Here is a 14,084-nt window from a genome sequence, read left to right as displayed (position 1 = left end):
TCTAATCTACTTTTTAAACTTATTTATTTATCTTGTACAGATTGGCAGAATGTTTCTTTAACTCGCGGAAGAATTAGTAAAGAAATAAACATACCAGCAGGTAATAAAGCCAGTGCAACATGATAAGCCTCTAACGGATAAACACGAACTTTATCGACAATTTCGCCTTGCCACATCCTATCCAGAATAAAGCCTATTATGGGTTGTGCCAAAGCAATGCCGACCATATTCATCATGTTCATGAAACTTAACCCAGTTGCAACATAGCGTTTACTACAAAGCTCTTTTGCAACGGCAAAGGCGGGGAGAAAACCCGCTGAAAAGATGCCGAAACTGAATAATAAAAATTGCATGAGCAAAGGTCCAATATTGGCATAAATAAAGATTAAACTTGTTACTAATGCGCCCACAGAACCTATATACATGGGAGGTTTTCTTCGTCCTATACGATTTGAGAATAGTCCCCATAAAGGGCTTGCTATAGCCCAGCCTACAAAAACTAGAGAAATGTAATTGGCTGCAGTTGCTTTTGCAAGATTCATTTTAAACATTAAGAAAGGCACACCCCATAAACCGCAAAAAACTGGTGTAGCCATGTACATTAAGCCACCGTAAATTGCGACTAACCACAATTGACGGTTTTTTATGATTGTTACCAGGCTTGGAAATAAAGGTTCCTCTTCGATATGATGAGTTTGCGGTGTTTTATTGGGCGAGTCTTTAGCGATTAAGAGAATTAGGACTGCCAGGATGAGGCCAACTGAGCCCATAATAATCATACTTTGCCGCCAGCCATAATTGTCTATTAATCGAGCTAATGGGGCTTCCCCACCAATGGCGCCAAGCATACCAATGGTTACCATCATTCCGGTTAATAGTGCGAAACGCTGTGCAGGGAACCAGTTGGCAGCCAACTTCATTGAGCCGACAGCCGCGAAAGCTGAACCAAAACCAATCATCAATCGGGCAACACAAGCCATAAAAAAACTACTGGTTAAACCGAAGGCAATAGTACTAAGCGCACAAATAGCCGTTGCGATTGTTAAGAGCCGTTGAGGGCCGAAATAGTCCATTAAAACACCACCGGGTAATTGCATGGCCGCATAAGAATAGAAGTAAATACCTGATAAAATACCCAAAGTTTGACTGGTTACAGCGAAATCTCGCATTAACTCATTGCTCATGACACTTGGGGATACTTGCAGCAAGCACTCATAAAAATAAAAAAGACAACCTAATCCCCACACAACCCATGGTAATAAGTTTTTTAGAGATGATTGATTAGGTGTCGCGGGTTGTGTGCTGCTGTAATCCATCGACTTTTTTACTCCTGTCTACTTTTGTGAACTATAATTATTACAACTCAATGAGTTATACCATAGGCAAAATTGAAAATATTATCACCCTGACTACTAATTGTCTATTCTGTATTCAGATGATAATGGTATTAATTACGGTAAGGATAATGAAATGGATTTCAATATTAACTATTTTCCAATAAGTTATATCTCCGCAGAAACTGGTGTTAATCCGGTTACTTTAAGAGCCTGGGAACGCCGTTATGGTTTAATTCATCCTAAACGAACAGTAAAAGGACATCGTCTCTACAGCCACGATGATGTTATCTTGATTAAGCAAATCCTTTTTTTAATGGGTAAAGGGCATGCTGTTTCAAAAATAAAACCCTTATTGTACGAGGATGGCGGCAAAATATGGCATGCTATTCCTGTCGACGGGCTGCAAGATACTTTTCAAGGTATTGTAAACGCTTTGGAAGAGCTTGATTACAAACAGGTAAATGCAGAATTGAATAATCTTTATTCTGTTTATTCAGTAGAGCAATTTGCCGACCTTGTTTATCCCCAGTTACTCCAATACTTGGAAAACGAAGTTTGGTTAGGAAGAGCTTGTGTGAGCGCTCAGCGCGCGCTTTTACTCGATTTACTAGAAGCAAAACTCTATCAAAATCTTTATCAAACTAAAAAGCAGCCACGCAAAAATTCTTATCTGATTGTTGGATTTTTGCCAGCAGGTGGACAACAGAAAATGGCGAATATTCACGGCTTAATGATCGCTAATATTTTAAAAGATTATGATCACAAAGTTGACTTCTTGTCTTCAATTGAAACTGCGGCTGAATTGTTTAATCTGGCAAAACAGTTTTCTGCAAAAACGCTGGTAATTTTTACGACAGCAGAAAATCTAGTCGTAAAAAATATTTTGCACGACATTAAAATAAGAAACATCACCAATATGGCTGTGAGTTTAGTTTCCCCAAGAGAGTCTTTACAGCAATCGCTTGAGCTATGGTCATTACTACCTTCGAGCTTCATAGAAATCTATGGATCTTTAAATCGATTAACTTAAGTGCATAAAAAAATCAGAGATGCTATTTTTGTTTCTTTTGAGTAAGATAATCTTTCGTTTAGTCTAGGAAATAGAATATGGCTTCATTCATCATATGGAGCTTGGCGGCTTTAACTTATTTTTATCAATATTTCATGCGAGTTGCTGTGGGTAGTTTGTCAGGATATCTCATGAGTGACTTTTCGTTAACAATTTTTCAAATCAATGATCTGGCAGTACTCTTTTTCATATCCTATGTTACGTTTTTACTTATTGCTGGAATTCTCATCGATCGATTTGGGGTTAAAATTATGCTGTTTCTGGCCTCATTTGTAGCCGGGGTGGCGTGTTTTATTTTTGCTTATTCAACCAATGAAATTCAACTCATAATAGGTCGTTTTGCGATGGGGGCTTCGGCTTCTTTTTCATTAACTGGTGCGCAAACAATCATTAGAATGTACTTCAGCGATCGCTTATTCCCCATATTTTCTGGCTTAACCCTTACTGTTGGTGTTATCGGTGCTATTGTAGGTGGTCTCCCTTTAATTGAAGCGAGTCGTTATGAAGGCTGGCGTATAATAATGCAATATGCTGGTTGCGGTTCCATTACATTAGCATTTTTGCTTTATCTATTTTTGGGCAAGAAGAAACAACTCCATAACTCAGAGTATGATTTTAAACACTTAATGAAAGATTTTAAGCAGTTCCTTAAAACCAGACGAGCCTGGTTGCCTGGCATTTATGGTGGATTAATGCTTAGTCCAATTATTGCTTTTGCGAGTTTTTGGGCGGCCCCTTTTTTAATTACTCATTACAATTATTCTCTTGAATTTGCAGAGTTCTTGGCCTCTTTTGTTTTTATTGGATATGCATGTGGCAGTCCTGCTCATGCATTGCTGGCTGAAAAGGTGGGTTTAAAAAAAGCGATGATCTCAGCCCCAACTGTAGCGACTATCTGTATGATTTTGCTTTTAAGTATTAAGCTGCCCTTGCCATTAATGATTATCTGTCTTTTTATTCAGGGCACCACAGTTGGGGCATTCGTCCTCACTATGGTGATCACTAAACTCAGCACTCCTCAAGATATTGCTGCCAGTTCATTTGGCTTTAATGTGTTAATTTCACAATTAGTAGGGGCATCAGTTTTATGGATAATTGGACATTATATTTACATTTGGCACCACGTTGCAGTAGGAAAAACCAGACTTTATCCGGTTGTATCTTTATATCATGCAATGTACTTACTAATTGCTGCTTCGCTTTTGGCCATTGTAATTGCATCATTAATTAAAATACCTGTTAAAGAAGTTACTAAATCCTAAAATCGCGCCTTTCTGGCCTGGTTCACCCAGAAATTTAGAATTAAATAGCCATGAATTATAAATCTTATCTCAAATTAATTGGGGAAAGAGGAATATGTGGTATCCTAGGGATTTTACTAACTTCTTCAATGATATTAATTTTTGTTACTAAGGGTGGGGCATTAGGCTTATGCATACTGGGGCAGTATTTTATACCATATTTTTAATCTTTGCTGGTGCGGCCATACTTTCGACAATTGTGCTTTATACAAAGCAATCATTACTCGTTGCCTATATTTTATTGGGTGCTGTGTTAGGTCCTTGGGGCTTACAACTTGTTTCAGATGTCAGCGTTGTGCAGCAGATTGGTGATATTGGGATTGTATTCCTACTTTTTTTATTAGGGTTACATCTTCAACCACAAAATTTAGTTCATATGCTCAAGAAAATAACCTGGATTGCTATTGTCAGTTCGGTATTACTTGCCTTTATCGCTTATTTGATCGGTCGCTGGTTTGGATTAGGGGTAGGGGAATCATGGATTCTCGGCGCCGCTATGATGTTTTCCAGCACTATTATTGGTTTAAAATTATTGCCGACTACAATTTTACATCACCAGCATACAGGTGAGGTAATGATTAGTATCCTGCTGATGCAAGACGTTATTGCTATTATCGTTTTAATTATGATTAATGGAGCCCAAGGCGGTGGTTTTGCATGGAATGATCTCGTTCTAGTTGGAATTGCATTGCCCGCGATGACTCTTTTTGGATTTCTTGTTGAGCGTTATATCCTGGTTAAGTTATTAGCTCGTTTTGATAGAACCCAGGAATATGTCTTTTTGCTTTCGATAGGATGGTGTCTGGGGATGTCGTTTCTTGCACAACAATTAGGTTTATCAGAAGATATTGGCGCATTCGTTGCAGGAGTCACACTTGCTTCAAGCCCAATCTCCCTTTACATCGCGGAAAGCTTAAAACCTTTACGTGATTTCTTTCTGGTTATGTTTTTCTTTGCTATCGGTGCTACGTTTAATTTTGGATTTGCGGCCCAAGTAGTAATCCCTGCCTTTATTTTGGCATTCTTAATGTTAATTATTAAACCCCTCCTATTTAATCTTTTGTTGACCAGATCGGGAGAGAAAAAATCTGTTGCTCGGGAAGTAGGGGTGCGTCTGGGGCAGGCGAGTGAATTCTCATTATTAGTCGCTACTATTGCTTTAAGCACCAAATTAATTTCTGAAGTAGCTGCTAACTTGATTCAAGCTACAACGATTTTAACGTTTATTGTTTCGTCTTATCTGGTGGTGTTGAAATACCCGACGCCAATTGCTTTGTCTGATAAAATGCGTAAGGATTAAAAATGAAATTATTTGTCATTGTCCTTTGTTTACTAAGTGAGCGTTATCTTGTTCATACAGTCTCACATAATAGATTTTATTGGTTTTCGTCGTATTTTGCTGCCATTAGCCAGAAGCTTCGCACAACAGATGCGTCTCTACTTAGCCAAATCTCGATTTTACTGGCTGTTGTTTTACCACCGATAATATTGGCTTGGGTGATTTTTTATATTTTTGGTCATATTATTTTTGGTTTAATCGGTTTATTGCTTAATTTGATTATCTTTTATTATTGTTTGGGTCCACAAAATCCCTTTTATCCTGTAAGAGCGGAGGGTGAAGACCAAGATAATGAAGGAGTAGTTGGAAATTATTTTGCCAAGGTCAATGGTCAATTATTCGCTGTTATTTTTTGGTATATCCTCGCAGGCCCATTGGGTGTACTTCTTTATCGACTGATCTCATTGTGTCAGGAACAATTACCGACAATGCACCTGTCGAGAATTATAACGAATCTTCTGGAGTGGATACCTGCAAGATTGACAGTTCTTTTATACTTGCTGGTTGGCAATTTCCAGAGAGGGATTCATTTCTTTGCTCAGGCATTTTTTTCGGCACCAGAAAAAAATGATACGCTATTAAGTACTGGAGGATTGCTTGCTGCCCGTACGAATGATAATGAACCGGTGCCAATGCCCTACGCTGAAAGCTTGGTTGAGCATGCCTTGATTGTGTATTTAGTTTTTCTGGCATTGTTTACTCTTGTATCTTGGTTATAAGTAAAAACAAGAATAAACCTATAACAGGTGACTTAACTATGATAAAACAAATTGTCGGTGCTATGCTGTGTTGTCTTATGCTTGTTTCATGTAAGACCCATGTAATATATACTAGTAAAAGCAAGGCCAACATTGCCGCTTGCCAACAGACTTGTGAAATCAAAGCTTCTGCTTGTAGGCAAACTTGTCGAAATAATTGCCAACGATGTTGTGGATCTTCGACACAGACGACAATAAAAACATATAAACGTTATAAACATGAAGTGTGTGTAAAAGGTGATTTTCTCACGCTTCAGTTGAATTCCTTCCGTGATCCACTACAATGCCGCAAAACTACTTGTGATTGCCGAGCTGATTATCAAGTGTGCATGCAAGCATGCAGTGGAATGATTTACAAAAGCTTGCGACCCGTTTGTCCCTAGCTTTAGATTAATGAGGAACATTCATGTTATACCAAAATAGTAATGATATAGACCCAATTGAAACACGTGAATGGCTGGATGCCTTGCAAGCAGTACTTTCTACCGATGGAAGCGAACGTGCAGCATTTCTCTTACAAGAGCTTATTAATAAAGCAAATACTGAAGGAGTGAAGCTTAAAAGTTCAATTAATACACCTTATCGCAATACAATTAAACCCCATGAAGAGAAGCTAATTCCTCCTGATGAAGGTATAGGAAAGCGAATTGGAGCTTTAATCCGTTGGAATGCGGTTGCAATGGTCCTGCGTGCAGGAAAATATGCTCCTGAATTGGGAGGACATATTGCCTCTTATGCCTCTGCATCTACTTTGTATGAAATCGGATTTAATTACTTTTTTAAAGGGCCTCAGGGCGAAAACGGTGGTGATTTAATTTATATTCAAGGACATTCTTCACCCGGTATTTACGCTCGTGCATTTCTTGAAGGGCGATTAAGTGAGCAACAACTCAATAAATTCAGACAAGAAGTTGAGGTCAATGGCCTGTCTTCTTATCCTCATCCCTGGTTAATGGGCGACTTTTGGCAATTTCCTACAGTATCAATGGGATTGGGTCCCTTACAGGCGATTTATCAAGCTCGTTTTCTGAAATATCTTGAAAATCGAGGGTTAATTAAAGCGGAAGGACGTAAAGTTTGGGCTTTTCTTGGTGATGGTGAGATGGATGAGCCCGAATCAGTGGGTGCACTGTCAATTGCTGCTCGTGAAAAATTGGATAATTTAATTTTCGTAGTCAATTGTAACCTGCAACGATTAGATGGTCCTGTGCGTGGCAATGGTAAAATTATTCAAGAATTAGAAGGATTATTCCGCGGCGCAGGTTGGAATGTCATTAAAGTGATTTGGGGGGGGCGCTGGGACTCCTTGTTTGCTCGTGATGATAAAGGAATTATGCAAAAACGCATGGAAGAGTGTGTTGATGGTGACTATCAAGCTTATAAGGCAAACGATGGTGCTTATGTTCGCAAGCATTTTTTCGGTCAATATCCTGAACTGAAAAAAATGGTAGAAAATTTGTCAGATGATGAAATCTGGCGTTTAAATCGTGGTGGTCATGACCCACAAAAAGTTTATGCAGCTTATGCTCAAGCTGTTGAACATAGAGGCAGTCCGACAGTCATTCTTGCTAAAACAATTAAAGGCTATGGAATGGGTGCTGCTGGAGAAGGACAAAATATTACTCATCAACAAAAAAAGATGACAATAGAGCAACTCCGTGCTTTCAGGGATCGATTTAGCATACCGGTCAGTGATGACAAAATCACAGAAATTCCTTTTTATCGTCCAGATGAAAATAGCCCTGAAATCCAATACTTGAAAAAGCAACGAGAAGCTCTGGGAGGTTACCTGCCATCCAGAACTAGTTCCTTTAAGCCAATGAAAGTTCCTGATTTATCTGCATTTTCAGCAGTGACGCAGAACAGCGGCGATCGCGAAATTTCCACAACGATGGCATTTGTTCGTATTTTATCTGTTTTACTTAAGGATAAAGAATTAGGTAAGCGCATTGTTCCTATTGTTCCTGATGAATGCCGTACTTTTGGGATGGAAGGTTTATTCCGTCAGATTGGTATTTATTCGCCAGTAGGTCAATTGTATACCCCAGTAGATCACGAACAAGTTATGTATTATCGAGAAGCGAAAGATGGTCAAATTCTTGAGGAAGGTATTAACGAAGCTGGTGCATTCTGCTCATGGATTGCAGCCGCGACATCCTATAGCTCTAATAAATTGCCGATGATTCCATTCTACATTTATTACTCAATGTTTGGTTTCCAACGTATTGGCGACTTAGCCTGGGCTGCAGGTGATATGCAGGCTAGAGGGTTTTTATTGGGTGGTACAGCAGGTAGGACCACTCTTGCCGGTGAAGGATTACAACATCAGGATGGACATAGTCATCTTCTGGCTTCAACAATTCCTAATTGTGTGACTTATGATCCAACGTTTGCTTATGAATTAGCTGTTATTATTCAGCATGGTTTATATCGTATGTATGAAAAGCAGGATAATGTTTTTTATTACATTACGGTAATGAACGAAAACTATACACAGCCTGACATGCCGGCTGGTGTGGAAGAGGGCATTATTAAGGGAATGTATTTGCTACAAGAAACAAAGAAACCTGGTAAAAAGCATATTCAATTAATGGGTTCTGGAACTATTCTCCGTGAGGTGATTACTGCCGCAAAAATGCTGCAGGATGATTTTGAGGTTACTGCAGATATATGGAGTGTCACGAGCTTTAATGAGTTAAGACGTGATGGTTTGGCTGTTGAACGTTACAATCGTTTGCATCCTCATGCTAAGAAACCACAACAAAGTTATGTCAGTGAGCAGTTGGCTGATCGTAAGGGTCCTGTAATCGCTGCGACAGATTATATGCGGTTATATGCTGATCAAATCAGACCGTTTGTTTCTGCTCCATTTGTTAGTTTAGGAACTGATGGTTATGGACGCAGTGATACACGTCAGCGCTTACGTCACTTCTTCGAGGTTGATGCGAAATTCATTGCCGTGGCAGCGTTAGATGCTTTGGCGCAACAAGGGATAGTGCCTAAATCAACGGTTGTTGATGCGATGAAAAAATATGGCATTGATAGTGAAAAACAGGATCCAGTAACTCACTAGTTAAATCACCTTTAAACAGGCTGCCGCAATGATAAGCGGGGCCTGTGTTTGCTGAGGATAAATATGGCAGAGATTCAAATTAAAGTCCCTGATATCGGTGGCTCGACAGATGTTGATGTAATTGAGGTAATGGTAAAGCCTGGGGATGAAATTAGCAGTAATGCATCGTTAATTACCCTGGAATCTGATAAAGCAAGCATGGAAATTCCCTCACCTCAAGCAGGGAAGATAAAATCATTACAAGTTAAAGTAGGTGATAAGGTTTCCGAAGGCGATGTTATTTTAACATTGATAGTAGACGAAGCAGAAAGTACAAAATCAGCACCTGAATCTACTGAAGTAACAAAACAAGATGAAAGTGAGAAACCCAAAGCTCAAGAATCTAAACAGACAAAAGCTACTAGTGCCAGCCAACGTCTTGAAGTTCGAATTCCTGACATCGGTGGTGCAACAGACGTTGATGTTATCGAAATTATGGTCACTGTAGGTCAGTCCATTGAGAAAGATCAATCCCTTATTACCTTGGAAGGCGATAAAGCTACAATGGATATTCCTTCTCCGGCTGCTGGAGTTGTGGAAAACGTGTCTGTGAAAGTAGGCGATAAGGTTTCTCAGAATAGTCTTGTTTTAATTTTAAAAACAGAACAAGGTGATATTGCAGCTGAAGAAACGCCTACAGCAGCAGAAAAAATTGAATCTGATCAAGAGCAACCAAGAGAAAAACAAGCGTCAACCGAAGTTGTAGCCGTGCATACACTACCAGAAAGTACAGTGGGTAGTAATATTCCTGCAGGTCCTGCTGTAAGACGCATGGCTCGTGAGTTTGGGATAAATTTAGCTGAAGTTAAAGGAAGTGGGCGGAAAGCGCGGATTACCAAAGAAGATTTACAAGCTTATGTAAAAGGAAGATTAAGTGAAAAACCTGCTACTGGAGGTTTTGCCTTACCGACAGCTCCCGTGATTGATTTTAGCAAATTTGGTGATATTGAAACTAAACCTCTTAATAAAATTAAACGCTTGACAGGTCTTAATGTTCACCGTTCATGGATTACCATTCCTCACGTGACCCAGTTTGATGAGGCAGACATTACTGATTTGGAAGCATTCAGGAAATCATCTTCTGAAGATGCTTCATTAACAGGGTACAAATTGACAATGCTTGCATTTGTAACCAAAGTGGTGGGTAAGGCATTAGCCGTTTACCCTCAATTTAATGCATCGTTGGATGCTTCTGGTGAAAACTTAATTTATAAGAAGTATTGCAACATTGGTATTGCTGTTGAAACTCCCAATGGTTTGGTTGTTCCTGTAATCCGTAATGTAGATAGATTATCCGTTGCCGAAATTGCTATAGAAATGGGTAAACTAAGTGCTAAAGCCCGCGAGAAAGGATTAATGCCAGCGGACATGAGTGGCGGCTGCTTTACTATTTCTAGCTTGGGTGGCATAGGAGGAACTGCATTTACACCAATTGTGAATAGTCCTGAAGTTGCTATTCTTGGTTTATCTCGTTCCAGTATAAAACCTGTTTATCAGAATGGTGAATTCAAGCCGCGCTTGATGTTGCCTTTATCGTTATCTTATGACCATCGTGTTATAGATGGTGCTGAAGCTGCACGTTTTACACGATTTATTGCAGAGGCTTTGGGAGATATTCGCCGCATTTTATTGTAAGTAATAGCTGAAGTTTAGAATACGACGCTATAAATTTTCGCTATAGCTCGAAAGGTAAATTAGTAGTTCATGATAATTAACGAGGCGTGAGATGAGTGGAATTAAAACAGAAGTAGTGGTTTTGGGCAGTGGTCCTGGTGGTTATACAGCTGCATTTCGTGCAGCAGATTTGGGCAAGAAAGTTGTTCTCATTGAGCGCTTTGATACCTTAGGCGGTGTTTGCTTAAATGTAGGGTGTATTCCTTCAAAAGCGTTACTTCATATTGCTAAAGTAGTTGACGAATCTCACGAAATGGCAGAACAAGGCGTTACCTTTGGAAAGCCAAAATTCGATAACAAGAAACTCGTTGCCTGGAAAAACTCTGTTGTCAGTAAGTTAACAGGTGGCCTTAAAGCGTTATCAAAACAACGAAAAGTAGAAGTAGTTACCGGTGTTGCTAAATTTTCTGGTACCCATCAGGTCATAGTTCAAGGAAAGGATGGCAGCACAACAACTGTTGATTTTGAAAATGCCATTATTGCTGTTGGTAGTGAATCGATTAATCTACCATTTATTCCTGAAGATCCACGCATTTTCAGTTCTACTGGAGCTTTAGAGCTAGCTGACATTAAAGGAAGTTTGCTTGTATTAGGTGGTGGAATTATTGGCCTCGAGATGGCTACAGTCTATTCATCGTTGGGTGTTGATGTGACTGTTGTTGAATTCATGGATCAACTTATACCAGGAGCAGATGCTGATTTAGTCAATGTTTTACAAAAGAGAATGACTAAAAAAGGTGTCAAGTTCTTATTGAAAACAAAAGTTACTGCAGTAGAGACGAAAAAAGATGGCATTTACGTCTCAATGGAGGGACAACACGCCACTGATAAACCATTATGCTTCCATCAAGTTTTGGTTTCTGTAGGAAGAAAACCTAATGGCGGTGCTATCAGCGCTGACAAAGCTGGTGTTAATGTGGATGAGCGTGGGTTCATTAAAGTTGACAAACAAATGCGTACGAATGTGCCTCATATTTTTGCAATTGGTGATGTTGTAGGACAACCTATGCTAGCGCACAAAGCAATTCCTGAGGGAAGGGTCGCAGCCGAGGTCATAGCTGGTATGAAACATTATTTTGATCCTAAATGCATTGCCAGTGTGGCTTATACTGATCCAGAAATTGCCTGGGCAGGATTAACCGAAAAAGAAGCGAAGGAACAGGGCATTGCTTACGAAAAAGGCGTATTTCCCTGGATTGCTAGCGGACGCGCCCTTAGTATGGGACGTGAAGAGGGTATGACCAAGCTTTTATTCTGCCCTGAAACTGATCGCATTCTAGGCGCTGGTATTGTTGGCATTAATGCCGGAGATTTAATTGCAGAAACTGCTTTAGCAATTGAAATGGGATGCGACGTGGAAGATATCGCACTTACGATTCATCCACATCCGACCTTGTCTGAATCAATAGCATTAGCGTCAGAGGCCTTTGAGGGCACTATTACTGATTTATATATGCCTAAAAAGAAGAAAGATAAGTAAGGTTAACTCCTCTTCTGGATTGCTTCACTAAGTTCGCAATGATTCATTTCTATTAGAATGCGTCTTTGAGAGCCAACGCGAAGCAATTCCTAACGATCTTCAATACTAATTCGAAGTCCCCCTATAGACTATCTGCTTCGGCTTGACCGAAGCATCCAGTAGATGTTCAAATTATTTCTACCTCATTATGTTCACTGCTATACTTCGCTTCCTAAATAAATTTTTTAAATTATTTCCTCTTTTTTTGAATAAACGACCATACTATTCTTGAATGGCTATTTTATTTTGAAACTTACGCTCAGCAGGAGTGATCATGATATGTGAAATACGCCCTATGCAGCAAAGTGATATTGCTAGAGTGTATGAAATTGAACAATTGTCTCATCGTGCTCCCTGGAGTCGAGATATTTTAAGTGATTGTGTTTTAGTCGGTTATGATTGCCGTGTCCTTGAAGTGATGATGATGTCTAGCAAACAAATAGTAGGGTATATTATTTGTCGTAGAAATTTTAATATTTGCCATATACTTAATTTATGTGTAGCAGTAGCTGAGCAAAGAAAAGGCTATGGTGAAAAATTATTAGAAGCACTATTGCATTCATTAGCTAATTCAGATTCTGATACGGTCATTTTAGAAGTGCGGCCTAGCAATAAAGCGGCACTTAAATTGTATAAGAAGTTCGGATTTGAGGAAGATATTATTAAAAAGGGGTATTATCAGGATGAGCATGGTGAAGAAGACGCAATTTTGTTAAAGAAAATTATTCCCCATAGTTCAAGTATTCCCTCTCGAGGGTAGTAAAAATTCCTTTTCAATAATAACAAAATATTTCCTACATAAAAAATTAACAATAACATAAAGACTGGTATTCTGTTTGCTTGATAAGCAACAAATGCTCAAAAAGGAATAAGGAATGAAAGGGACGCGGCTTGCCTTAAAAATTACAATAATTTTATTCCTAAGTTATATTTTAACGTCATGTGGAAACTCCAATTCAAAACCTGCACTTCCTTTAGCTGAGATAGATGTTGCGCTTCCTTTAAAAAAACGGATCGTTGAATGGGATGAATATACAGGCCGTTTTCAAGCGATTGAAGAAGTTGATGTTCGCTCCAGAGTTACAGGGTACCTCGATGCGATAAAGTTTAAAGATGGACAGTTAGTTAAAACAGGAGATGTTTTATTTATTATCGACCCTCGTCCTTTTGAGTATGCACTTGAGAGAGCAGTAGCACAATTTGAGCTGGCTAAAAAACAATATGAACGCGCCATCAAATTAAAAAAAGAAAGCTTTATTGCAGCCGAAGCGATCGATCAACGCTTTCAAGAAATGCAGGTAGCTCAGACAAGAGTTGATGAGGCAAAGTTAAATCTGGAGTTTACCCAGGTCAAATCCCCTATTAGTGGTAAAGTTAGTCGCAAGTATGTCAGTGTTGGTAATCTTATCCGTAGGAATGACACCGTCTTAACTAAAGTTGTTTCAATGGATCCTATCTATTTTTATTTCGAGGCAAGTCAAAACGATCTCTTAAAATATATTCGTTTAGCTAAGGCTGGAAAACGTCCTGACGAGAATAGTGCAACTCCTATGGTTATCAAGCTTCAAGATGAAACCGAATATACCCATCAAGCAACAATGAATTTTTTTGATAATGTTGTCGATGTAGGGACAGGAACAATTCTTGGGAGGGCAACAGTACCTAATCCTGAGGGTTTAATATACCCTGGATTGTTTGGACGTGCTCGATTGACTGGTAGTGGAGAATATGACGCTTTGTTATTACCGGATACGGCCATTAACACTGACCAAACTCGAAAATTTGTTTATGTTGTCGACAAGGATAATAAGGTACAACGTGTATACATAGAATTGGGTCCTATCCGAGATAGTAGTTATTATATTATTCGCAAGGGATTGAAGGGGGATGAGAAGGTCGTTGTAAATGGCATTCAGCGCATTCACGTACCTGGCCAAGAAGTCAAGCCAATTATGGTTCAATTGCATGAGTAGAA

General features: G+C 39.2%; 10 protein-coding genes. 9 read left to right on the top strand and 1 reads right to left on the bottom strand.

Annotated elements, in window-relative coordinates:
* Nucleotides 1–23: 23 nt before the first annotated feature.
* The gene (locus LHA_RS08835) at nt 24–1,316 is read right to left on the bottom strand and encodes an MFS transporter (protein WP_045106221.1); all 1,293 of its coding nucleotides are present in this window, start codon (nt 1,314–1,316) and stop codon (nt 24–26) included.
* Between the two features lie 154 nt (nt 1,317–1,470).
* Between LHA_RS08835 and LHA_RS16055 the strand changes: the two genes are divergently transcribed.
* From LHA_RS16055 to LHA_RS08790, 9 genes are all read left to right on the top strand, one after another.
* Nucleotides 1,471–2,367, top strand: a complete 897-nt coding sequence (locus tag LHA_RS16055; RefSeq protein WP_052673652.1) for a MerR family transcriptional regulator — start codon at nt 1,471–1,473, stop codon at nt 2,365–2,367.
* Between the two features lie 77 nt (nt 2,368–2,444).
* A complete protein-coding gene (locus LHA_RS08825; protein ID WP_045106220.1) occupies nt 2,445–3,668 on the top strand; it encodes an MFS transporter in 1,224 nt (407 codons plus the stop codon).
* Nucleotides 3,669–3,837: 169 nt separating this feature from the next.
* Nucleotides 3,838–5,007, top strand: coding sequence for a cation:proton antiporter (locus tag LHA_RS08820; RefSeq protein WP_045106219.1), 1,170 nt, complete (start codon nt 3,838–3,840; stop codon nt 5,005–5,007).
* Nucleotides 5,008–5,009: 2 nt separating this feature from the next.
* Nucleotides 5,010–5,765: a CobD/CbiB family protein gene (locus tag LHA_RS08815; protein WP_045106218.1), complete on the top strand. Its 756-nt coding sequence runs from the start codon at nt 5,010–5,012 to the stop codon at nt 5,763–5,765.
* 445 nt (nt 5,766–6,210) lie between these two features.
* Nucleotides 6,211–8,877 carry a pyruvate dehydrogenase (acetyl-transferring), homodimeric type gene (gene aceE / locus LHA_RS08810; RefSeq protein ID WP_045106217.1) on the top strand — a complete coding sequence of 889 codons (2,667 nt, stop codon included), beginning with the start codon at nt 6,211–6,213 and terminating at the stop codon, nt 8,875–8,877.
* Nucleotides 8,878–8,940: 63 nt separating this feature from the next.
* Nucleotides 8,941–10,551, top strand: a complete 1,611-nt coding sequence (gene aceF, locus LHA_RS08805) for a dihydrolipoyllysine-residue acetyltransferase (RefSeq protein WP_045106216.1) — start codon at nt 8,941–8,943, stop codon at nt 10,549–10,551.
* 91 nt (nt 10,552–10,642) lie between these two features.
* On the top strand, nt 10,643–12,070 hold the full coding sequence (gene lpdA, locus LHA_RS08800; RefSeq protein ID WP_045106215.1) for a dihydrolipoyl dehydrogenase: 1,428 nt from the start codon (nt 10,643–10,645) through the stop codon (nt 12,068–12,070).
* A 313-nt stretch (nt 12,071–12,383) separates the two neighbouring features.
* A complete protein-coding gene (gene rimI, locus LHA_RS08795) occupies nt 12,384–12,869 on the top strand; it encodes a ribosomal protein S18-alanine N-acetyltransferase (RefSeq protein WP_045106214.1) in 486 nt (161 codons plus the stop codon).
* Between the two features lie 115 nt (nt 12,870–12,984).
* Complete coding sequence (locus tag LHA_RS08790; RefSeq protein WP_045106213.1) at nt 12,985–14,082, top strand: efflux RND transporter periplasmic adaptor subunit; 1,098 nt, start codon at nt 12,985–12,987, stop codon at nt 14,080–14,082.
* The last annotated feature ends 2 nt before the right edge of the window (nt 14,083–14,084 follow it).

It is taken from the genome of Legionella hackeliae, from assembly GCF_000953655.1.
Lineage (GTDB): Bacteria > Pseudomonadota > Gammaproteobacteria > Legionellales > Legionellaceae > Tatlockia > Tatlockia hackeliae.
This window is presented reverse-complemented; position numbering and strand designations above follow the sequence as displayed.

Excerpts from the sequence above, each read along its gene's own strand:
- LHA_RS08835 (WP_045106221.1), bottom strand. The coding sequence starts at position 1,316 with ATGGATTACAGCAGCACACAACCCGCGACACCTAATCAATCATCTCTA.
- LHA_RS16055 (WP_052673652.1), top strand. The coding sequence starts at position 1,471 with ATGGATTTCAATATTAACTATTTTCCAATAAGTTATATCTCCGCAGAA.
- LHA_RS08825 (WP_045106220.1), top strand. The coding sequence starts at position 2,445 with ATGGCTTCATTCATCATATGGAGCTTGGCGGCTTTAACTTATTTTTAT.
- LHA_RS08820 (WP_045106219.1), top strand. The coding sequence starts at position 3,838 with ATGCATACTGGGGCAGTATTTTATACCATATTTTTAATCTTTGCTGGT.
- LHA_RS08815 (WP_045106218.1), top strand. The coding sequence starts at position 5,010 with ATGAAATTATTTGTCATTGTCCTTTGTTTACTAAGTGAGCGTTATCTT.
- aceE (WP_045106217.1), top strand. The coding sequence starts at position 6,211 with ATGTTATACCAAAATAGTAATGATATAGACCCAATTGAAACACGTGAA.
- aceF (WP_045106216.1), top strand. The coding sequence starts at position 8,941 with ATGGCAGAGATTCAAATTAAAGTCCCTGATATCGGTGGCTCGACAGAT.
- lpdA (WP_045106215.1), top strand. The coding sequence starts at position 10,643 with ATGAGTGGAATTAAAACAGAAGTAGTGGTTTTGGGCAGTGGTCCTGGT.
- rimI (WP_045106214.1), top strand. The coding sequence starts at position 12,384 with ATGATATGTGAAATACGCCCTATGCAGCAAAGTGATATTGCTAGAGTG.
- LHA_RS08790 (WP_045106213.1), top strand. The coding sequence starts at position 12,985 with ATGAAAGGGACGCGGCTTGCCTTAAAAATTACAATAATTTTATTCCTA.